Genomic DNA, 20,764 nt, shown 5'->3' with positions numbered 1-20,764 from the left:
GATTCGGACGATTTTCAGCGGATTGCGGCCAGACAGCCATGCAACGCGGCCATGTCGTCGCGGATCACGCCGATCGGGACCGCCTGCGGAATCCGCGGCATCAGCGGGTCTGACAGGAAAGCCCGCTCGAAGATTCCGAAGCGATCGGTGCAGGACCGCGCCACGCTGCCGGCCAGGAACATGCCGTCCATCGGCATGAAGCGGAAGGCAAGTTCGCGGCAGAGCAGGCCGAACAGCCGGGCATAAAGCCGCAGCGTCTCCTCGGCCTCGGCATCGCCGGCGGCGGCGGCCGCGACCACCGTTTCGGCACGGGTCTGCGGGGTGGCGCTGCGCAGCGCATGCAGCCGGGCCAGGCCGCGGCCGGCGAAAAGCTCCTCGACCGAATCGATCCGCCGGGCCTGGTCGCCCAGCGTTTCGGCCAGCGGATCCGCGACCGAGAGCGGCAGCCGGGTATGGCCCTCCTCGGCCTCGAGGCAGGCGATGCCGCCATCGGGCAGCACCTTCACCGCGCAGACGTTGAAGCCGGTGCCGGCATTCACCACCAGCCGCTGGCCGTTCGACAGCGCGCCCTCGGCCGGGCCGCGCAGGAAGCCCGCCGCCTCGCCGTCCAGCGCCGGGGTGGCATAGCCCAGCGCGGTCAGGTCGTTGATCAGCCGGGCGCGGCCGGCCCCGGCAAGCCGCATCAGCCGCGCTTCCGAGAAATCCCAGTCCCGATTGGTCAGCCGCGCCTCGTGGCCCCAGACCGGGCCGGCCACGGCGACGCAGACCGCCTCGACCTGCGGGCTGCCCTGCTGCGCCAGATAGGCGGTCATCACCGCGTCGAAACTGGCGTGATCGTCGCCGCGAAACCGGGTGATCGTCGCGGCGTCCAGCACGCCGTCATGCGCAAGCGCCATCCGGGCATTGGTGCCGCCCACATCCGCCAGCAAGATCGCCATGTCGCCTTCCCTCATCGGTTTCCCGGGCATTTCTAGGGGATTCGCGGCGCCCCTGCTAGCCCTCGCATTCGGCCAAAGCCGGAACCTTTCGGGAACCTCGGCGCATCCATCGGGGTTTTCCCTGCAACCCACGCGCAAGCGAAAGGCCAAGAAGATGAAGACGACGCCGATCCCCCGCCTTGCCCCCGCCCTGCTGGCGCTGCTGCTGGCGCTGCCGGGCCAGGCGGCGCTGTCCGCGACCCAGGACCGCGAGGAGAACCTGGCCAACCCGCGCGGCTGGTCGGCCATCGCCGGCATGGACCCGCGCGCGGTGCGCGAGCTGGCCCGCACCCTGCCGCTGTCGGAAACCGCCACGGAGGACCAGCCCTGGTGCGACCACAAGGCCGCGCTGGAGCGCACCCTGCGCCACGATTTCGGCGAGGCTGAGGTGGCTGCGGGCAGCGAGGGCACGACGCTCTGGGGGTCCGAGATCATGGGCACCTGGACAGTGGTGTTCGAGCGGCCGGACGCCACGAGCTGCGTCATCGCCTCGGGGATCGGCTTCAGCGACGGCGCCAACCCCGCGCTGTTCTTCGTCAAGGCCGGGCTGAACGGCTGACCCCCGCGGCGCTTGCGGGAACCGGCGGAGTCTTCGATTTGCGCCGAAAGGCCGGGAATGGTAAGGCCGCGCCAACAGCAAAGGCGCGAGGGCCCCATGACCGATTCCATCATCCGAGACATCGCCCTGGCCGATTACGGCCGCAAGGAGCTGGACATCGCCGAGACCGAGATGCCCGGCCTGATGGCGCTGCGCGCGGAATATGGCGAAGCGAAGCCGCTGAAGGGCGCCCGCATCGCCGGCAGCCTGCACATGACCGTGCAGACCGCCGTGCTGATCGAAACGCTGGTGGCCTTGGGGGCCGAGGTGCGCTGGGCGTCCTGCAACATCTTCTCGACCCAGGACCATGCCGCGGCGGCGATCGCGAAAGCCGGCATCCCGGTCTTTGCCGTCAAGGGCGAGACGCTGCCCGAATACTGGTCCTATACCGACCAGATCTTCCAGTTCGCGGAAGGCACCGCCAACATGATCCTGGACGACGGCGGCGACGCGACCATGTATGTGCTGCTGGGCGCCCGGGTCGAGGCCGGCGAGACCGGGCTGATCGACGTGCCGACCAGCGAAGAGGAAGAGGCGCTGTTCGCCCAGATCCGCAAGCGGCTGGCGGCCTCGCCCGGTTGGTTCACCCGCCAGCGCGCGGCGCTGCGCGGCGTGTCCGAGGAAACCACCACCGGCGTGCATCGTCTCTATGACCTGCACAAGAAGGGGCTGCTGCCCTTCCCGGCGATCAACGTGAACGATTCGGTCACCAAGTCGAAATTCGACAACAAATACGGCTGCAAGGAATCGCTGGTCGACGGCATCCGCCGCGCCACCGACGTGATGATGGCCGGCAAGGTCGCCGTGGTCTGCGGCTATGGCGACGTCGGCAAGGGTTCGGCCGCCTCGCTGCGCGGCGCCGGCGCCCGGGTCAAGGTCACCGAGGTCGACCCGATCTGCGCCCTGCAGGCCGCCATGGACGGGTTCGAGGTCGTGGTGCTGGAGGACGTGGTCGCCAGCGCCGACATCTTCGTCACCACCACCGGCAACAAGGACGTGATCCGCATCGAGCACATGCGCGAGATGAAGGACATGGCCATCGTCGGCAATATCGGCCATTTCGACAACGAGATCCAGGTGGCGGCGCTGCGCAACCACAAATGGACCAACGTCAAGGACCAGGTGGACATGATCGAGATGCCCTCGGGCGCGCGGATCATCCTGCTGTCCGAGGGCCGGCTCTTGAACCTCGGCAATGCCACCGGCCACCCCAGCTTCGTGATGTCCGCCAGCTTCACCAACCAGGTGCTGGCGCAGATCGAGCTGTGGACCAAGGCCGACGAATACCGGCCCGGCGTCTATATCCTGCCCAAGGCGCTGGACGAAAAGGTCGCCCGGCTGCATCTGGACAAGATCGGCGTCAAGCTGACCAAACTGTCCCCCGAACAGGCCGACTATATCGGCGTGACCCCGGAAGGCCCGTTCAAGCCCGAGCATTACCGCTATTGACCGCCCGGCCGCAGTCCCCGCCGGGGCTGCGCGCCGCCATCGCCCCAGGGAGGCCAGCATGGACGACGATTGCCTGTTCTGCCGCATCGCGCGCGGGGCGCTGCCGGTGCATCGGGTGCACGAGGACGAGCATATCCTCGCCTTCCTGGACCTGCATCCCATCCGTCCCGGCCATTGTCTCATCATCCCGAAACAGCATCATCCCTGTTTCGACGACCTGCCCGAGGATCTGGCGACCCGCATCACCGGCTGCGCGCAGCGCCTCTCGCGGCACATGAAGGCGCTTTACGGCGTCGAGCGGGTGGCGCTGTTCTATACCGGCATCCATGTCGCCCATGCCCATGCCCATGTCGTGCCGATGCATCACGACCACGACGTCTCGTCCCAGGCCTATCTGAAGGACGGGGTGCTGGATTTCTCGGTGCCCGCGCCATTGCCCGGCGACGAGGGCGCGCGGATCGCCGGCGCGCTGGCCCCGGCCTTTGCGACATAGGCCCGCAAGAGCGCGGTTTTGGTTGATATTTGACAGCCCGGCGCTAGGCTTCCCCTCGGATGGATCAATCCGAAAGGGGACAGAGCATGAGCAAGCGCGACGATCTGATCGCCAAATACGCCGCCGACATGAAGGACAAGCTGGGCGTCACGCCGGACATGGAGCTGCTGACCAAGGTGGTCATCGGCTGCGGGCCTTCGATCTATAACGCCGATGGCGAGACCGTGGCCGGGACGGACAAGACCGAGCTGGAGCGGATCAAGACCAACTACCTGATGAAGAGGCTGGGCCTGCCCGACGGCCCCGACCTGTCCGCCGCCATCAGCGAGGTGGTGGCGAAATACGGCAGCTCGAACCGTAACAAGTATCGCGCGGTGGTCTATTACATGCTCTGCACGCATTTCGGCAAACAGGCCGCCTATGGCTGAGCCGCGGGGCCCGGCCGTTCTGACGCAACGTCACGAACCGCCCGCTTCCTAGGGCCGACCGCCCGGCTGCGGCGCCTGCCGGACGGCCGGCATCGCGCCCGGTCGTCAGTCCAGCATCCGCTTGATCGCGGCCACCTGGCCGGCCTCGGCGGCGCGGACATCGGCGGCAAGGGCTTCCGCCTCGTCCAGCAGCGCGTCGGGCGCCACCAGCCGGTCCACCAGCCCCCAGGCCAGCGCCTCATCGGCGGGGATCTTCTGCCCGGCCATCAGGATCATCTTCGCCCGCGACGGGCCGATCAGGGCGCGCAGGCGCGGCGGATCGCTGGGCTGGGGCAGGAAGCCCAGACGCATGACGGGATAGAAGAATTTCGCCCCGGGCACCGCCAGCCGCAGGTCGCAGGCCAGCACCATGCCCATCGCCCCGCCCGCCGCCGTGCCGTTCAACGCGGCGATGGTCAGGCAGGGCATGGCCGCGACGCGGGACGACAGCCGCTCCCATTCCGGGGACAGGGCCAGGCCGGCGCGGGCCTCGTCCAGATCGGCCCCGGCCGAGAAGACCGTGCCCTCGCCGGTCAGGATCACGGCGCGCAGACCCGGCTCGGCGGCAAGGGCCTCGAAGGCGGCCGTCAGCTCGGCCAGCATGGCGCCGGTCAGCGAATTGGCCTTGTCCGGGCGCGAGATGGTCACGCGGCCGATGCCCCCGGCGAAATCCCTTGCGATCATCATTCCCTCCTTGGACCCGGGCGCCGGTTGTGGCAAAAGCCGGCTGGCGTTTCAAAGCAATACTCGCCCGGAAAGGTGTTATGAAATGAACCTGCGACTGACAAGCTCTGCCCTGGCCCTCGCCGCCATGACCGCGCCGGCCCTGGCCGATGTGACCTCGGAACAGGTCTGGCAGTCCTGGGTCGATTACTACCAGTCGCTCGGTTATACCGTGACCGAAGGCAAGCGCGACAAGTCGGGCGACACGCTGACCCTGTCGGAGGTCGCGATCAAGGGCGGAACGCCGGACAGCCAGGTCAGCTTCGCCATTCCCCAGGTGGCGCTGAGCGAATCCGGCGACGGCAAGGTCAAGACCGTCTTCGCCGACACGCTGACCGGCGTGGCGAACGGCACCGACGTGGACGGCGAAAGCTACGAAGTTCCTTTTTCGGTCGCCATGCCCGGCAATGCCATCGTCACCTCGGGCGCGCCCGAGGACATGACGCATGAATTCGACTATCCGACCATCGACTTCACCCTGACGACGATGAAGTCCGGCGACAAGGAAACCCCGCTGCCGATCAAGGTGGGCGTGGCGGATTCCACCGGCACCTTCCACATCGTCGCCGGCGCGCCGGCGAAATACGATTATGCGATGAAGTCGGGCAAGATCACCTTCAGCGGCGACGTGACCGCCGAGGAAGCCGACAAGGTCAAGTTCGAAGGCAGCATCGACGGGGCCGAGACCTCGGGCGAGATGGCCGTGCCCGGCGGCGCGAAGATCGAAGAGGACATGAACGCGGCGCTGAAGGCCGGGCTGGCCATGAACGGCGTGTTCAAGGCCGGGGCGCTGGTCGCCAGCTTCGACTTCGCCGGCACGGACGAGGCCGACCAGCCGACCAGCGGCGCGGGCAAATACGACGGCAAAGGCTTCGAGCTGAGCTATGCGCTGTCGCAGGACGGCATGTCCTACCAGGCCGGCTCGGACGCCGGCAGCTTCGAGCTGACCAGCAGCGACCTGGCCTTCCCGATCAACTACGCCATCGAAAGCGGCAGCTTCGACATGCAGCTGCCGGTGATGCAGTCGGAGGAGGCGCAACCCTTCAAGTTCGCCTATTCGCTGACCGGGCTGACGCTGGGCGATGCGATCTGGAACCTGTTCGACGCCCAGGGCCAGCTGCCGCGCGACCCCGCCTCGCTGGACCTGGACGTGACCGGCACCATGAAGGTGGTCAAGGATCTGTTCGACCAGGCCCCCCCGGCCGAGGATGCCGCCGACACCGCCACCGACCAGCCCGCCGACGGGGCCGCCGATCAGGCCACCGATCAAGCCACCGAAGCGCCGGCCGAGGAAGGCGCGGACCCGACCGCCCCCGCCGGGGATGCCGAGGGCATGGCCGAATTCGAGGCCGAGCCCAGCCCGATGGAGCCGGTCGAGGTCAACATCAACCAGTTCGCGCTGAACGCGCTTGGCGCCAAGGTGAATGCCGAAGGCGCGCTCAAGGCCCCGGAAAGCGGCGACATGACCACTCCGGTCGGCGAGATCCACGCCACCTACGAGGGGGTGAACGCGCTGGTCGACAAGCTGGGCGCCATGGGCCTGATCCCCGAGGATCAGATCATGGGCGTGCGCATGATGATGGCCATGTTCGCCAAGCCGGTCGCCGAAGGCGAGGACAAGCTGGAAACCAAGCTCGAGTTCAAGGAAGACGGCTCGATCTTTGCCAACGGCCAGCAGATCAAGTAATCCCGTCCGGCGCGGCGTCCGCGCGCCCTGACGGATCGCATTGCGGGGGCCGGGCGTTGACGTCACGGCCCCCGTTCTTGTCCAAGGTGAACCGCATGTCCGAATTCCATCGCCTCGAGTCCCTGACGCAGCAGCTGCTGGCGGCGGCGCGCCAGGCGGGCGCCGACCAGGCCGATGCCGTAGCACTGGAGGCCGCGGCCGTCTCGGTCGACGTGCGTGCCGGCCATCTGGAACATGCCGAGCGCGCCGAAGGGGTCGAGATCGGGCTGCGGGTGTTGATCGGCGGGCGGCAGGCCTGCGTCTCGGCCTCGGACCGCTCGGAACGCACCATCGCGGAAATGGCCGCCCGCGCCGTCGCCATGGCCCGCGAGGCGCCGGTGGACGACACGCTGGGCCTGGCCGAACCCGAGCAGCTGGCCCGCGACACCGACAGCGCCCGGCTGGATCTTTACGACCACGGCGCCGAACCGACGCCCGAGGCGCTGCAGAAGCTGGCGCTGCGCGCCGAGGCTGCGGCGCTGGCGGTCGAGGGCGTCTCGCAGATCGAAGCCGCCAGCGCCGGCCATTCGCAGCGCCGCATGTGGCTGGCGGCCAGCAACGGCTTTTCGGCCGGTTACGGGCGCAGCGGCCACAGCCTGTCCGCCGTCGCCATCACCGGCGCGGGGCTGGGGATGGAGCGCGACTGGGCCGGAGAGAGCCGCGTCCATGCCGCCGACATGCCCTCGCCCGAGGAGATCGGCCGGCTGGCGGCCGAGCGCACCGTCGCCCGGCGCGGCGCCCGGAAACCGCCCACCGGCGCCTTCCCGATCCTTTACGACGAGCGCGTCGCCTCGGGGCTGATCGGCCATCTGGTCGGGGCGGTGAACGGCGCCGCGGTGGCGCGCGGCGCCAGCTGGCTGCGCGACGCGCTGGAGGAACAGGTGCTGCCCAGCGGCTTCGACCTGCGCGAAGACCCGCATTGGCCGCGGCATGGTTCGTCTCGCCTGTTCGACGGCGAGGGGCTGGCGACGGCGCCGCGGCTGATCGTGGCGGACGGCGTCCTGCAGGGCTGGACGCTGGACCTGGCCACCGGGCGCAAGCTCGGCATGGATTCGACCGCCAATGCCATGCGCGGCGCCGGCCAGCCGCCCTCGCCCGGCGTGACCAACCTGGAGCTGACGCCGGGCGACCGCACGCGCGAGGAGCTGATCCGCGAGATGGGGCGCGGCCTGGTCGTGACCTCGATGCTGGGCGCCTCGATCAACGGCACCACCGGGGATTATTCGCGCGGCGCCGGCGGCTTCTGGGTCGAGAACGGCGAGATCGCCTATCCGGTCAACGAATGCACCATCGCCGGCAACCTGCGCGACATGCTGCTGCGGGTGACGGCGGCGAACGACCTGCCCGACTGGCGGGGAATGCGCGTGCCCAGCCTGCTGGTCGAGGGGATGACCGTTGCCGGCGAGTGACCTTGCGCTGCTGGAACAGGCCGCGCAGGAGGCCGGCGAGATCGCGCTGCGCTACTGGCGGCGCGACCCGCAGGCCTGGGACAAGGCCGACGGCGCCGGCCCGGTGACCGAGGCCGACCTGGCCGTCAACGCGCATCTGGAACGCCTGCTGCGCGCCGCCCGCCCCGATTACGGCTGGCTCAGCGAGGAAAGCGCCGACGATCCGGCGCGGCTTGAGGCCGAGCACTGCTTCATCATCGACCCGATCGACGGCACCCGTGCCTTCATCGACGGGCAGGTCGGCTTTTCCCATGCGCTGGCGATCACCCGCGGCGACCGGGTGGTGGCGGGGGTGGTGCATCTGCCGGCGCAGCGCACCACCTATGCCGCCTCGGCCGACGGGCCGGCGCTGCGCGACGGCAAGCCGATCGCGCCCGCGACGCATGGTCTCGACGGGGCGCGGGTGCTGACCAGCAAGGCCGGGCTCGACCCCGCGCATTGGCGGGGCGCGGCGCCGCCGGTCATGCGCAGCTTCCGCCCCTCGCTGGCCTGGCGGCTTTGCCTGGTGGCGGACGGGCAGTTCGACGCGACGCTGTCCGTCCGGCCGGCCTGGGAATGGGACGTGGCGGCGGGCAGCCTGATCGCCGCCCGCGCCGGCTGCCTGGCCAGCGACCTTGCCGGCGCCCCGATGCGCTTCAACGCCGTCCGGCCGCTGACCGACGGGCTGGTGGTGGCGGCGCCGGCCCTGCACGGCCAGCTGATCGCCGCCATGACCCCGCGGATGGCGATGCCCGGCGGTCGGGTTGATGCGCCGCCGCCCGCCGACTAAGAAGGGGCAAAGGCCGGAACCGCTCTGGCCATGTCCCGCAGATGACAGGGCCCGCGCATGAGCCGTCTTCCCCCCGCGACCCGCGACCGGCTGGCCGACGAGATCACCTTTCACCCCGCCAATGCCGAGGCCCGGCTGCTGCGCGAGGCGCTGGGACGCTTCGCCACCGGCGTGACCGTGGTGACCACCGCCGGGCCGCTGGGTCCGCTGGGCATGACGGTGAACAGCTTCTCCAGCGTCTCGCTGGAGCCGCCTTTGGTGTTGTGGTGCCCGGCCCGCGCCTCGGCCCGGCACGCGGCCTTTGCCGGGGCGGCGGCCTGGTCGGTGCATGTGCTGGGCTCGGAGCAGCTCGAAACCTGCCTGCGCTTCACCCGGGGCGGCCGGCAGTTCGAGGGGCTGGAGAGCGTGCTGACCCCCGAGGGCGTGCCGGTCATCCCCGGCGTCGCGGCGCGCTTCGACTGCATGGCCCATGCCGCGCATGAGGCCGGCGACCATTCGGTGCTGATCGGCCGGGTGCTGCGGGTGACCGTGGCGGGGCCGGGCGATCACCCGCTGGTCTTCGCCGCCGGCCGCTTCGGCCAGTTCGAACCCGAGGACGCGGCGGGCTAAGGGGGCACTGCCCCCACGCCTTGCGCGCCCCTGAACGGGGCCCGCAAGGCGTTCCCCCGGGGTATTTGGAAAACGGAGAAAGCCGGGCTCAGCTGCCCTCCAGCGGCGGCAGCGGCTGCGAGAAGATGTCGTCGATCCTGGGTTGCGGCGCGGCGCTGGTGCGGACCGAGCGGCCGGGACCGGAAAGCGTGGCGATCTGGCCGGCCAGCCGGGCGATGGCCTGCGACTGCGCCCGGGCGATGGCGGCCGGACCGGTATCGGCCAGCGGCACGGAAATGTCGAAGCTGCGCGCCTGGTTGATCCCGCCCGCGGCGGAATCGCCGACGAAATAGCGCCCGGTCAGCCGATACAGCCCGTCGGCCTGCGCCAGGGCCTTTTCCACCCGCACCTCGAGCGTGCGGCGCGGCGGCTCGGAAAGCGGCCAGGGCTCGGCGATCACCGTCGCGCCCGAGAGATCCGAGATGCTGCGCGCCAGCGCCAGCGTGAAGGCGCGCTGCGGATTGTCGGCCCAGAGTTGCTTGGTGTTCGAGCGCACCGCGCCGTCGGCGCTTTGCCAGCTCAGCTCGTCTCCCGAGGCATATTCCGGCAGCGAGACGTCCTTCAGCTCGGCCGTGCCCAGCCGGTCGGGGACGCGGGCGCCGCCGGCCGGCGGATCGATCAGGTAGCGGGCGGTCTTTTCACCGTTCGAGCAGGCGCCGAGCAGGGCGAGGCAGGCGACGGAGGCAAGGATCAGGCGCATCTTATCGTCCCAGGATGAAGGCTTGCGGATTGCGTTCGATGGTCCGCGCTAGGCTGCCGAAGGCATTGGCGGCGCGGCGCATCTCGCGCATCAGGTTGATGGTCTCGTTGTTGAAGCTGGAACGGTCGCCATAGGCGGCGATCACCGCATCGGCGCGGGCCGCCAGGGCTTCCAGCCGCGCCGAAAGCTGCGGCAGGCGTTTCGCCGCGTCGGAAACATCCTGCGCCGCGGTGCTGGCCGAGGCGAGCGCAGTGTTCAGGCTGCCCGCGGCATTGCCGTCGCGCAGGTCGTTGAGCAGGCCGGAGGCGGATTTCAGCGTCTCGGACAGGTTCCTCGGCAGCTGCTCGGCATCCTCGGTGCCCAGAAGCGCGCGCACATCCTTCAGGATGCCCTCGGCCTCGGTGCCGATCGCGGCATAATCCACCGCCTCGATCTTCGCGGCCGCCGCGTCGATCTGGTCCACCATCGCCGGCACGTCAGCAGCGGCGAGCTTCACCGCCTCGGCGGCGGCGGCGGCCTCGTCCACCATGCGGCGAAGCTCGCCCATGGCGCCGGATTCGCGCAGCTCGGTGGTAACCTGGCGGATCTCGCCGGCGGCGGCCTGCGCATCCTCGAGCGTGCCGCGCAGCGCGGCGGGGATGGCGCGGGTATCCTCGCTGCTGGCGATGGCGGTGACGCTGTTCATCATGTCGGTGACGGATTTCAGCGCCTCCTCGATCGGCAGGTTGCCGACCCGGGCCAGGAAGCCCTGCGCGGTCTCGCTGAAATCGGAGATGTTGCCGGGGACCGAGGGGATGATCGGATGCGGCTTGCCGTCGCGGTCCAGTGCCGCCGGCGCGGCATCGGGCAGCCTGACCAGCTCAACCTGCAGCGCGGTGCCGAAGAATCCGGCACTGGCGATGCGGGCGCGCAGCCCGGCCCGGACCTGGCCGGCGACGAAATCCAGCGCCTGCTCGGGCGTCGCCTCGCCGGACAGGCCCAGCCGTTCGGGGGTGACGGCCAGCGTCACCTCCTGCTCGACATGGTCCTGGCCATCCGCGCCGCCGACCACCCGCGCGGCCAGGCTGGTGACGCGCCCCACGGTCAGGCCCATGAATTGCACATTGGCCCCGGTCTCCAGCCCCTGCACCGACTGGTCGATCAGCATGGTCAGGCGCAGCGCCCTGCCTTCGTCGGCGAACAGGTTCGCCTCGGCCGAGGCCTGGTCGGGTTGCAGCGAGAAGACGTGCCCGTCCTCGACCGGCGCGCCGCCCGAGGTCAGCGTGGCGAATTCCGCGCCGCCCTGCAGCACCGAGGCCAGCGAGTTCACGTTCAGCGACAGCCCCTGCGCCCCCAGCGAGACCGAGAAGCCCGAGGTGTCCCAGAACAGCGTGTTCGTAGTCAGCAGCTGGTCATAGGGCGCGGCGATGAAGACATCGGTCAGCACGCCCTCGTCGTTTTCCGACAGGCGCAGGTTCTGCATCCGCCCGACCGGCAGGCCGCGGAACAGCACCGGCGCGCCCTCGGTCATGCCGCGCGAGCGTTCGGCCGCCAGCACGATCCAGGTGCCCTGTTCGCCGAAGCTGGTCAGCGGCGGTTTGTCGAGACCCTGGAACTCGGTCTGCGGGCCGTCCACCTTGTCGTCCCAATAGCCCTCGACGAAAGAGCCGGTCAGCACCGTGTCGAGCCGCGAGATGCCCTGGGCCGAGACCTGCGGCCGCACGATCCAGAACTGCGCGTCCTTGTCGATATAGGGCGCCAGGTCCTTGTCCACCCGCATGTTCACCTCGACCCGCTGCAGATCCTCGGTGAAGCGGACGGATTCGACCTTGCCGACGGTGATCTCGCGGAATTTCAGCGCCGTTTCCCCGGGGGTGATGCCGGTCGCGTCCTTGAAGGCGACCGAGATCAGCGTGCCGCGGCTGGCGATCATGTTCCAGCCCACCCCCAGCGTCACCACCAGCGCCGCGATGGGCACCAGCCAGATCAGCGGCAGTCCGGCCCGCACCGCACGGGCGGCGGGCTTGCGGACGGGTTCGGCTGGCTTCAGAGGGGCGTCGCTGCGCTGGGGCGGAGGCGTATCCGTCATTCAGGGTCCTTGCGGCTGCGCAGCGGAAGGCCGCGCCAGATCAATCTCGGATCGAAACTCTGCGCGGAAAGCATGGTGAAGGCAACCGACAGCGCGAAGGACACCGCGGCAGGCCCGGGATGGATCGAGGCGACGAAGCCCAGTTGCACCAGCGCCGACAGGATCGCCACCACGAAGACGTCGATCATCGACCAGCGGCCGATGAACTCGACCACCTCGTAGAGATGCAGCCGCTTGTGCGCGGCCCTGACCGTCGCCGGCCGGCCCGCCACCAGCGCCAGCCAGGCGATGGCGACGAACTTGCCGACCGGCACCATGACCGAGGCCACGAAGATGATCGCCGCGATGCCGTAATTGCCGTAATGCATCAGCTCGACCACGCCGCCGAGGATGGTGGATTCGCTGTTGCCGCGCAGCCCGCCGAAAGTCGAGGTCTTCAGCATCGGGAACAGGTTCGCGGGAATGTAGAAGATGAGCCCCGCCGCCAGCCAGGCCCAGACCGCGTTCAGGCAACGCCGGTCGGGCGGCACCAGAGCGCTGCCGCAGCGGCTGCAATTCGTCTCGGCTTCCGGCCAGACCCGGCCGCAGCTGCGGCAGCCCACCAGCCCGGCACGATGCGCGGTCATGACCGGGCCGGAATGCGGCGCCTGCTCGGCCGGGGTCATGCGCGGTTCTCCGGCAGGATCTCGCGCCCGTCGGTGGCGGCGCCGGCATCCTCGATGGCGTCCCAGATCGTGGTGGCGCTGGTAAAGGCATTGCTGGCCGCGTTCACCACGATCAGCCCGCAGAAGGCCCAGAAGGCCGGACCGAAGCTGATATTCGCCAGCCCGCCCACCTTGACCAGCGCGATGGCGGTGCCGATGACGAAGATCTCGGCCATGGACCAGGGCCGCAGCGCCTCGGACAGGCGAAAGGCCGGCACGGCATGGGCATAGGGCGCCCGGTTCCGCGACAGCGGCAGCAGCGTATAGACCAGCAGCACCGCCCGCAGCACCGGCAGCCCGACGATCGAGCCCAGCAGTGCCACGGTCAGCGGCATCAGCGCGCCATGCGAAAACGCCAGCGCCACGCCGAAAAGCGAGGTCTCGTTGCCGAAACCCATGCGCGAAATTTCCAGAAAGGGAAAGAACACCGCCCCCACCATCAGCACCAGCGAGGCGAAGGACAGCGCGATGATCCGGGTGAAGGCGCCGGCGCGCGGGCTGGCCAGCACGGTGTTGCAGCGCACGCAGCGCGCGGTCTCGCCCGGCTCCAGCTCGCGCTCGACATGCAGCGCGTCGCAGCGCGGACAGGCGATGAGCCCCGCGCCGGTGGTCAGGTCATATGCGCCCTCGGTTTGCATCGGCCCAGAATATCCAAGCCGGAAGCCGGCGCAAGACGCCGTGCTCCAGGCCTCGATTCGCGATCGCGCCGCATGGTTTTGCAGGCGGCGGCGGTCGGTCCGGCCGCGGGCCTTTCGGGTGAAACCAAACGATTTCAATGCGGAACCGGCCGGGGCGCGAAGGAAATATCCGGCATTTGAGCCGTTAACTGGAAATTAGCGGCGCCGCGCTAGACCTTTGCGGAAGGCAATGGAAAGGAACGGCACATGGCCGGGAACGGCGGCGGTCCTCCGATCATCATCAAGCGGATCCAGGGCGGCGGCGGCGGTCATCACGGCGGCGCCTGGAAGGTCGCCTATGCCGATTTCGTCACCGCGATGATGGCTTTCTTCCTGTTGATGTGGCTTCTGAACGCCACCACCGAAAAGCAGCGGCAGGGCCTGGCGGATTACTTCAACCCGACCATCGTGCAATCGCCGGCCAGCGGCAGCGACGGCCCCTTCGGCGGCGAGGTGCAGGATTCCACCACCAACAGCGGCCAGGGCGCCGGTGCCTCGCGCGACACGCTGATGGCCCAGGCGCGCGAAGGCCGGGAATCCGGCTTCGACGACATGGCCCGGCATATCCAGAACCAGCTGACCGGCAGCGGCGCCGAATCCATGCAGAAGGTGAATCTGCTGCGCCATGTCGTGACCCGCATGACCGACGAGGGTCTGGTGATCGAGTTGACCGACGTGACGGACGAGCCGCTGTTCATCGGCGACAGCGCCCAACCGACGCCGGCGATGAAGGAACTGGCCGCGATCCTTTCCGGCGTGCTCGGCCGGGTGAAGAACGAGATCGCGCTGACCGGCCATGTCCGCGCCTATCCCGAAATGCTGATCCAGTCCCCCGTCTGGGCGCTGTCGGATGCGCGCGCCCATGCGCTGCGCAACCTGCTGGAGGGGGCGGGATTCGCGCCCACGCGCATCCAGCGCGTCAGCGCCTTTGCCGACCGGCGCAATCGCTCGGTCAATCCGATGGATCCGAACAACAACCGGATCGAGGTGATTTTACTCAGATGACCGGCCCCGGCCGGGTGCCGTTAGGGGCATCTTAACCCCCGCCCGCCAGACTTCCCCAGGAACGACTCATACAGGGTGAAAACAGAATGTCGATCTCATCTGCCCTCAGCGCCGGGGTGTCCGGGCTGGCCGCCAACTCGACCCGGCTGGCCAATATCTCGGACAACATCGCCAATTCCAGCACCTACGGCTACAAGCGCGTGGACACCGATTTCGAAAGCATGGTGATCAACCAGGGGCGCGGCGGCGGCCTGTACACGGCGGGCGGCGTCCGCGCCACCACCTCGCGCAACGTGGACGAACGCGGCAACCTCGTCTCCACCTCGCAGCCGCTGGACATCGCCATTACCGGCCGGGGCATGCTGCCGGTGGTGAATTCCTCGACCCTGCTGTCCGGTTCGACGACGCCGCGCGACTTGGTCATGACCCGCACCGGCTCGTTCCGCCCCGATGATGAAGGCTATCTCCGCACCACCTCGGGTCTGGTGCTGATGGGCTGGCCTGCCAATGGGGATGGCACGATTCCCGCGCAGCCGCGCGATTCCGCCACCGGCCTGCAGCCGATCCGCATCAACCCCAGCCAGACCGCCGCAGACCCGACCACCCGCATCAACCTGGGCGTCAACCTGCCGGCCGCCGACGCCGTCGGCGGCGCCAGCGGCGATCCGCGCGAGATGGAAGTGGAGTATTTCAACAATCTCGGCGGGTCCGAGAAGATGACCATCACTTTCACGCCCGATGTCTCCGGCACCACCGGCACCCGGTCGAACAGCTGGACGATGGAGATCCGCGATTCCGCCATCATCGACGATCCCGGCACAGCGGCCGATGAGGCGCTGATCGGCACCTATACCCTGACCTTCGACGCAAGCCAGGCGGGCGGCGGCACCTTGGCCAGCGTGACCGCCGTCTCCGGCGGCGCCTATGACGCGACGACCGGCACCGTCACCGTATCCGGCGCCAACGGCCCGATGACGATCAACCTGGGACGCTACGGCGACCGCCAAGGTCTCACGCAGCTCAGCACCGATTTCTCGCCCGCCAATGTCACCAAGAACGGCTCGCCGGTCGGCAACCTGACCGGGCTGGAGATCGACGAGAACGGCTATCTGCAGGCCACCTATGACACCGGCTTCACCCGCACCCTTTATCAGGTTCCGGTGGTGGATGTCCCCAACCCGAACGGACTGATCGCCATGGACAACCAGACCTACAAGGTCTCACCTGATTCGGGGGCATTCTACCTGTGGAATTCGGGCGACGGCCCCACCGGCGCCATCGCCGGCTATGCCCGCGAAGCCTCCACCACCGATGTCGCGGCCGAGCTGACCGACCTGATCCAGACCCAGCGCGCCTACACCTCGAATGCCAAGGTCATCCAGACGGTGGACGAGATGCTGCAGGAAACCGCCAATCTGAAACGCTGACCGCGCGCGTCCCCCAGGAGCTTCCTCCCTCATGAGCATTTCCTCCGCCATTTCCAACGCCATTTCCGGGCTGACCGCGGTTTCGCGGGGGACCGAGGTCGTCTCCTCCAACATCGCGAACGCGTTGACCCCGGGCTACGCGCGACGAGAGCTCGATCTCTCGCCGCGCCTGGCCGAGCGCGGCGGCGGCGTCGGTCTCGATGGCGTCAGCCGGGCGATCAATGCCGGGCTGCTTGCCGACAACCGCCTGGCCGAGGCGGATGTCGGCGCCTCGACCACATTGTCGACCTTCCACGCGGCGATCGAAAGGATCTTCGGCACCGGAACCGAAGCCTCGTCGCTGGGCCAGGTCCTGACAGCCTTCGATTCTGCCCTGGTTTCGGCCGCCTCGCGCCCGGAAAACGAGGTCCGGCTGGGCAACGTGCTCGGCTCCGCGACGGATCTGGCTGACAAGCTCAACCAGATCTCGCGTGCCATCCAGACCGAGCGCTCCAGCGCCGAAGAGGCGATCCGGAAGGACGTGTCGCGCCTCGATGCCGCGCTTGGCCAAGTCGCGACGCTGAACAAGCAGATCGTCAGCCTTGCGGCGCAAGGCAAGGATGTCTCGGCGCTTGTCGACACCCGCCAGGCCGCCATCGACGGCATCGCGGAAATCGTGCCCGTCAAGGAGGTCCCACGCGAGAACGGCCGCATCGCACTGTTCACCTCGGGCGGCGCTATCCTCCTCGACGGCAGCGATCCGGCCTGGATCACCTTCGACAGCGTGCCCGGCCTCACGCCCGAGATGACCGTCGGCAATGGCGCGCTGACCCGGCTGTCCTTCAACGGCAAGCCGTTGACCGAGGGGCAGATGACCATGTTCGGGGGCGGCACGATCGGTGCAAACTTCGCCATCCGTGACGAACTGGCCCCCGCCTGTCAGCGGCAGATCGATGCCTTCGCACGCGATCTCTATGACCGCCTGTCTGCCACCAATGTCGATCCTTCGCTGAACGCCGGCGGGCCGGGCCTTTTTACCGATGCCCAGGCCGCCTTCGACGCGGCGCAGGAAACGGGCTTCGCCGGCCGGATTGCCGTCACGACCCGGGTGGATCCCGCAGCCGGCGGCGACTTGTGGCGGATCCGCGCCGGGATCAACGCGGCGGGTCCTGGTAATGCGGGGGACAGCGCAGTGCTTGGCAATCTCAGCGCGGCGTTGGCGGCTTCGCGGTCGCCAGCCTCCACTGCCCTGTCACAGACCCCACGCAGCCTGCAGACGCTCTCCGCGGAACTCTCGTCGAATGCCGCCACGAAACGCGTTCAGGCCGAGGCGACTGCCCTGCAGGACAGCACGCATCGCGTCAGCCTCCAGACCGCGCTGCTTGCGGACGGCGTGGATACTGACAAGGAAATGGAAGGCCTGCTTGCCCTGGAACGGGCCTATTCCGCCAATGCCAAGGTTTTCCAGACCGCCAACGACATGCTCGACGCCATCCTGAGGTTGACATGACTTCCTTCAATTCAATCGGCGACCTTTCCCGCACGTTCCAGCTCCGGTTGGGCCAAAGCACGCTTAAAAGCAAGCTGGACAGCCTGACCCAGGAAATGATGACCGGCGTCAAGTCGGACATCCCCGCGGCGTTGGGCGGGGACTTGTCCCGGATTTCGCATATCGAGACGCGCCTGAAGATGCTCGACAGCTATCAGTTGAACGTCTCCGAGGCCGGGATCCAGTTCAGCGGCATGCAGACGGTGCTGGAAGGCATCCAGACCACCGTCGACGATCTGGGCCCGCAGCTGCTGAGCGAGGTCAGCAGTTCGGGGGATAATGATCTCCGGGCGCGGCTGGGTGATATCGCGCTGAGCTTCCGCTCGATGGTCGACAGCTTGAACACGAGTATCGCCGGTCGCCATGCCTTTTCCGGCAGCCGGACACAAACCGCACCGCTGGGCGATTTCGACGCCATGATGGCAGAGCTTGGCACCACCGTGGCCGGCGCCACCAGCGCCAGCGCCATCGCTGCGCGCATCGATTCCTGGTTCGATACCCCGGCAGGCGGCGGCGGTTTCGCGGATACGATCTATCAGGGCGAGGATACGGGCACCACCGAACTCGCCGTATCGCCCGATCGACGTGTCAGCATGGGCTTTACCGCGAATTCGGCCGAGCTTCGCGACACGTTGAAAGGCATGGCGATTATGGCTTACGCCGCCGAGAACGACGCCACCATTGACGCGACCAGCTTGCGCGAGCTTTTCACTGAAGCGGGTTCGCGCCTGGTGAAAGGCAGCGTGGGGCTGATCCGGGCGCGGGCCGATCTGGGTCAGCGCCAGGCGGCCGTCGCACAGGCGCAGACCAGGAACTCGGCGGAGACGACCACTCTTTCGGTGGCTCGCACGAATCTGATCAATGCCGATCCCTACGAGACCGCAACCGCCCTGGAGGAGACCGAAGCCAGCATTCAAAGCCTCTATGCGCTGACCGCCCGACTTTCCCGGCTGAACCTGACGGATTACCTGTCATGAGGTTTCTGTGCTTTCTTCTGGCGCTGCTGAGCTTTGCGCAGATCAGCGCCGCGGCGCCGGTGCGCATCAAGGACCTGGCGAATATCGACGGGGTGCGCGGGAACGATCTTGTCGGTTACGGGCTTGTCGTCGGGCTCAGCGGCTCGGGTGACAGCCTGCGCAACTCGCCCTTCACCGAGGAGATCATGGCGGGCCTGCTGGAGCGGCTGGGCGTGAACGTGACGGAGGAAGCCTTCCGTCCGAAGAACGTTGCCGCCGTGATCGTTACCGCCACCCTGCCCCCTTTCGCCCGAGCCGGATCACAGATCGACGTCAATGTCGCCGCCATCGGCGATGCGAAAAGCCTGTTGGGCGGCACGCTGGTGATGACGCCGCTGAATGCCGCGGACGGAGAGATCTATGCCGTGGCCCAGGGCTCCGTCCTCGCAGGCGGTGCCGAAGCCTCGGGCGCCGCCGCTTCGGTGGTCCAGGGCGTTCCCACGACCGGAACCATACCTTCGGGCGCACGGGTGGAACGCGAGGTCGCCTTCGATTTCTCGCAGATGACCAATCTGCGGCTAGCCCTGAGGAATCCCGATTTCACCACCGCGGCCCGCATTGAGGCGGCGATCAATCGGCAAATGGGGCGCGATCTGGCCGAACTGATCGATTCCGGCACGGTGGCCATCGATTCGACGGTTCTTGGCAAGGTCAATCCCGCGCGGCTGATGGGACAGATCGAGAATATCAGCGTCGAACCCGAGGCCGCGGCGAGGGTGGTGATCGACCACAAGTCCGGCACCATTGTCATGGGAGAGGATGTGCGCATCTCGCGGGTCGCCGTTTCGCAGGGCAACCTGACGCTTCGCGTCAGGGAAACGCCGGTGGTTTCTCAGCCGAATCCCTTCGCCCCGGGGGAAACGGTGGTTGTTCCCCGCACCCAGGCCGAGATCACCCAGGAACCAGGCATCGGCTTTGCGGAAGTATCGGGAGAATCTTCGTTGTCGGATGTGGTGGCCGGGTTGAACGCCTTGGGCATCCGGCCTCGGGACATGATCGACATCCTGAAGGCCGTCCATGCGGCAGGGGCGCTGCATGCCGAATTCATCGTGAATTGAAGGCCGCCGGCCCGCCGTCGGGCCGGCGCAACGTCGCGATCCTGCGAGCCAGCCTGCGGATCAGGATCGGCCCCCTTGGCAGTTCCGCAGGTCAGACGATGGGCTCGAAACTGTCAAGCTGGTTGTCATATTGCTCGAGCGTGCCTTCAGCGATGTCGTGCAACACGCCGTGCAGGGAAAGATTGCCGGTCTCGACCGCCGCCTTCACGAAGGGGAAGGTCAGCAGGTTCTCCAGCGAGACCAGCACCGCCTGGCGTTCCAGCGCCCGGATCTGCTGATCCTCGGGCAATGCGGCCACCCGTTCGTATCCCGGCCGCAGAATATCCATCCAACGCCCGACAAAGCTGGATTTCTGCTCGAGCTCCGGTGCGTGACCCGAGCACATGGCATGACAACCCTGCACGCCACCGCAACTCGTGTGCCCCACCACGATCAGATGCGCGACCTTCAGCGTGTTGACCGCATATTCCACCGCGGCCGAGGTACCGTGCTGCTCGCCATCCGGCGCATAGGGCGGCACAAGGTTGGCGATGTTGCGGTGAATGAAAAACTCGCCGGTATCCGCTCCGAAGATCGAGGTCACGTGCACACGCGAATCGCAGCAGGCGATGACCATGGCGCGGGGATGCTGGCCGTCCTCGGCCAGGCGGCGATACCAGACACGATTCTCGACGAAAGCCGTCGCGCGCCAGCCGTGATAGCGCTGCACCAGGTATTGCGGCAATGGACGTGCTTGTTTCATTGCTTCCTCATCTACCGTTCGCGCGTTTGATAGCCGCAGATCCGATAAAGTTCGAGAGGTTTCACACGGCGCCCCTAACCTTTTCTTGATGGATTGATGCGAGCTTGCGCAACACGGCGCGATGGCCCGAACTGGGAGAGCACATGACCAAGATTGCGTTTCTGGCCGTGGACGAGACCGTCCGCATCGACGTGCAACGGCTGGAGCAGATCGTCCGCGAACTGGGCGAGGCGACGGCGGCGCAGGTCGTCGGCAGCGCGCTGGAACAGCTTGCCTTGGCGCTGCGCCGCACCATCGCGGCCGTCCAGCAAGACGATCCCGGCGCCGTGGCCGCCCGCGCCGACCAATTGTCGCGACTGGCCTGGCAGGTCGGGCTGGTCTCTCTGGCGGGGGTGGCGGTCGATGTCGGGGCCTGCGCCGAGCGGCGGGACCGGACCGCGCTCGGCTCGACCGCGGCAAGGCTCGAACGAATCGGCAATCGCTCGCTGACCGAGCTTTGGGACCCGATCGAGGGGGCGTGATGGCAGCGACCCTTGCGACA

Annotated in this window: 21 protein-coding genes; 14 read left to right on the top strand and 7 right to left on the bottom strand. The window is 68.1% G+C overall.

Annotation, left to right across the window (positions count from 1 at the left end; all coding sequences use genetic code 11):
* Nucleotides 1-14: 14 nt before the first annotated feature.
* Nucleotides 15-938, bottom strand: coding sequence for a glucokinase (locus ACFOMP_RS09175; RefSeq protein WP_379029732.1), 924 nt, complete (start codon nucleotides 936-938; stop codon nucleotides 15-17).
* Between the two features lie 154 nt (nucleotides 939-1,092).
* On the opposite strand from ACFOMP_RS09175, the gene ACFOMP_RS09170 reads away from it, so the two are divergent.
* The 4 genes from ACFOMP_RS09170 to ACFOMP_RS09155 all read left to right on the top strand — a co-directional run bounded on the left by ACFOMP_RS09170 (nucleotide 1,093) and on the right by ACFOMP_RS09155 (nucleotide 3,945).
* Nucleotides 1,093-1,536, top strand: a complete 444-nt coding sequence (locus tag ACFOMP_RS09170) for a hypothetical protein (protein ID WP_289894502.1) — start codon at nucleotides 1,093-1,095, stop codon at nucleotides 1,534-1,536.
* A gap of 96 nt (nucleotides 1,537-1,632) precedes the next feature.
* Nucleotides 1,633-3,024 (top strand): adenosylhomocysteinase, encoded by a 1,392-nt coding sequence (ahcY, locus tag ACFOMP_RS09165; RefSeq protein ID WP_289894503.1) that lies wholly within the window; start codon nucleotides 1,633-1,635, stop codon nucleotides 3,022-3,024.
* Complete coding sequence (locus ACFOMP_RS09160) at nucleotides 3,011-3,517, top strand: HIT family protein (RefSeq protein ID WP_379029894.1); 507 nt, start codon at nucleotides 3,011-3,013, stop codon at nucleotides 3,515-3,517. The genes ahcY and ACFOMP_RS09160 overlap by 14 nt, the downstream gene beginning before the upstream one ends.
* 86 nt (nucleotides 3,518-3,603) lie before the next feature.
* Entirely contained in the window at nucleotides 3,604-3,945 is a 342-nt protein-coding gene (locus ACFOMP_RS09155; protein ID WP_289894505.1) for a DUF2853 family protein, read from the top strand.
* Between the two features lie 105 nt (nucleotides 3,946-4,050).
* Here ACFOMP_RS09155 and ACFOMP_RS09150 read toward each other — a convergent pair whose 3' ends face one another.
* Nucleotides 4,051-4,668 (bottom strand): enoyl-CoA hydratase/isomerase family protein, encoded by a 618-nt coding sequence (locus tag ACFOMP_RS09150; protein ID WP_379029891.1) that lies wholly within the window; start codon nucleotides 4,666-4,668, stop codon nucleotides 4,051-4,053.
* Nucleotides 4,669-4,753: 85 nt separating this feature from the next.
* Between ACFOMP_RS09150 and ACFOMP_RS09145 the strand changes: the two genes are divergently transcribed.
* The 4 genes from ACFOMP_RS09145 (at nucleotide 4,754) to ACFOMP_RS09130 (ending at nucleotide 9,259) form a co-directional block, all read left to right on the top strand.
* Nucleotides 4,754-6,394 carry a DUF2125 domain-containing protein gene (locus tag ACFOMP_RS09145; protein ID WP_379029727.1) on the top strand — a complete coding sequence of 547 codons (1,641 nt, stop codon included), beginning with the start codon at nucleotides 4,754-4,756 and terminating at the stop codon, nucleotides 6,392-6,394.
* 95 nt (nucleotides 6,395-6,489) lie between these two features.
* Entirely contained in the window at nucleotides 6,490-7,842 is a 1,353-nt protein-coding gene (locus ACFOMP_RS09140; RefSeq protein WP_379029724.1) for a TldD/PmbA family protein, read from the top strand.
* On the top strand, nucleotides 7,829-8,650 hold the full coding sequence (locus ACFOMP_RS09135; protein WP_379029721.1) for a 3'(2'),5'-bisphosphate nucleotidase CysQ: 822 nt from the start codon (nucleotides 7,829-7,831) through the stop codon (nucleotides 8,648-8,650). The genes ACFOMP_RS09140 and ACFOMP_RS09135 overlap by 14 nt, the downstream gene beginning before the upstream one ends.
* Nucleotides 8,651-8,707: 57 nt before the next feature.
* On the top strand, nucleotides 8,708-9,259 hold the full coding sequence (locus ACFOMP_RS09130) for a flavin reductase family protein (RefSeq protein WP_289894511.1): 552 nt from the start codon (nucleotides 8,708-8,710) through the stop codon (nucleotides 9,257-9,259).
* A gap of 88 nt (nucleotides 9,260-9,347) precedes the next feature.
* On the opposite strand, the gene ACFOMP_RS09125 is transcribed toward ACFOMP_RS09130, so the two are convergent.
* The 4 genes from ACFOMP_RS09125 to ACFOMP_RS09110 are packed head-to-tail and all read right to left on the bottom strand — an operon-like array spanning nucleotide 9,348 to nucleotide 13,408.
* The gene (locus ACFOMP_RS09125; protein WP_379029718.1) at nucleotides 9,348-9,998 is read right to left on the bottom strand and encodes a PqiC family protein; all 651 of its coding nucleotides are present in this window, start codon (nucleotides 9,996-9,998) and stop codon (nucleotides 9,348-9,350) included.
* Between the two features lies 1 nt (nucleotide 9,999).
* On the bottom strand, nucleotides 10,000-12,066 hold the full coding sequence (locus ACFOMP_RS09120; RefSeq protein ID WP_379029715.1) for a PqiB family protein: 2,067 nt from the start codon (nucleotides 12,064-12,066) through the stop codon (nucleotides 10,000-10,002).
* Nucleotides 12,063-12,731, bottom strand: a complete 669-nt coding sequence (locus ACFOMP_RS09115; RefSeq protein WP_289894514.1) for a paraquat-inducible protein A — start codon at nucleotides 12,729-12,731, stop codon at nucleotides 12,063-12,065. The genes ACFOMP_RS09120 and ACFOMP_RS09115 overlap by 4 nt, the downstream gene beginning before the upstream one ends.
* On the bottom strand, nucleotides 12,728-13,408 hold the full coding sequence (locus ACFOMP_RS09110; RefSeq protein ID WP_379029712.1) for a paraquat-inducible protein A: 681 nt from the start codon (nucleotides 13,406-13,408) through the stop codon (nucleotides 12,728-12,730). The genes ACFOMP_RS09115 and ACFOMP_RS09110 overlap by 4 nt, the downstream gene beginning before the upstream one ends.
* A 246-nt stretch (nucleotides 13,409-13,654) precedes the next feature.
* Between ACFOMP_RS09110 and ACFOMP_RS09105 the strand changes: the two genes are divergently transcribed.
* The 5 genes from ACFOMP_RS09105 to ACFOMP_RS09085 all read left to right on the top strand — a co-directional run bounded on the left by ACFOMP_RS09105 (nucleotide 13,655) and on the right by ACFOMP_RS09085 (nucleotide 19,481).
* Nucleotides 13,655-14,452, top strand: coding sequence for a flagellar motor protein MotB (locus tag ACFOMP_RS09105; protein ID WP_289894516.1), 798 nt, complete (start codon nucleotides 13,655-13,657; stop codon nucleotides 14,450-14,452).
* 86 nt (nucleotides 14,453-14,538) lie between these two features.
* The gene (locus tag ACFOMP_RS09100; protein WP_379029709.1) at nucleotides 14,539-15,879 is read left to right on the top strand and encodes a flagellar hook protein FlgE; all 1,341 of its coding nucleotides are present in this window, start codon (nucleotides 14,539-14,541) and stop codon (nucleotides 15,877-15,879) included.
* A 31-nt stretch (nucleotides 15,880-15,910) separates the two neighbouring features.
* The gene (gene flgK, locus ACFOMP_RS09095; protein ID WP_379029706.1) at nucleotides 15,911-17,368 is read left to right on the top strand and encodes a flagellar hook-associated protein FlgK; all 1,458 of its coding nucleotides are present in this window, start codon (nucleotides 15,911-15,913) and stop codon (nucleotides 17,366-17,368) included.
* Nucleotides 17,365-18,384 (top strand): flagellin, encoded by a 1,020-nt coding sequence (locus tag ACFOMP_RS09090; RefSeq protein ID WP_379029703.1) that lies wholly within the window; start codon nucleotides 17,365-17,367, stop codon nucleotides 18,382-18,384. The genes flgK and ACFOMP_RS09090 overlap by 4 nt, the downstream gene beginning before the upstream one ends.
* Nucleotides 18,381-19,481 (top strand): flagellar basal body P-ring protein FlgI, encoded by a 1,101-nt coding sequence (locus tag ACFOMP_RS09085; protein WP_379029700.1) that lies wholly within the window; start codon nucleotides 18,381-18,383, stop codon nucleotides 19,479-19,481. Before ACFOMP_RS09090 ends, ACFOMP_RS09085 begins: the two co-directional genes overlap by 4 nt.
* Before the next feature lie 91 nt (nucleotides 19,482-19,572).
* Here the strand turns inward: ACFOMP_RS09085 and ACFOMP_RS09080 are convergent, their stop codons facing one another.
* Complete coding sequence (locus ACFOMP_RS09080; protein WP_289894520.1) at nucleotides 19,573-20,223, bottom strand: carbonic anhydrase; 651 nt, start codon at nucleotides 20,221-20,223, stop codon at nucleotides 19,573-19,575.
* Between the two features lie 143 nt (nucleotides 20,224-20,366).
* Between ACFOMP_RS09080 and ACFOMP_RS09075 the strand changes: the two genes are divergently transcribed.
* Nucleotides 20,367-20,744, top strand: a complete 378-nt coding sequence (locus tag ACFOMP_RS09075) for a hypothetical protein (protein WP_289894521.1) — start codon at nucleotides 20,367-20,369, stop codon at nucleotides 20,742-20,744.
* Nucleotides 20,745-20,764: the final 20 nt, after the last annotated feature.

Source organism: Paracoccus simplex (assembly GCF_042648325.1).
Lineage (GTDB): Bacteria > Pseudomonadota > Alphaproteobacteria > Rhodobacterales > Rhodobacteraceae > Paracoccus > Paracoccus simplex.
Note: the sequence above shows the minus strand (reverse complement) of the source record. Positions and strands in the feature narration are given on the sequence as shown.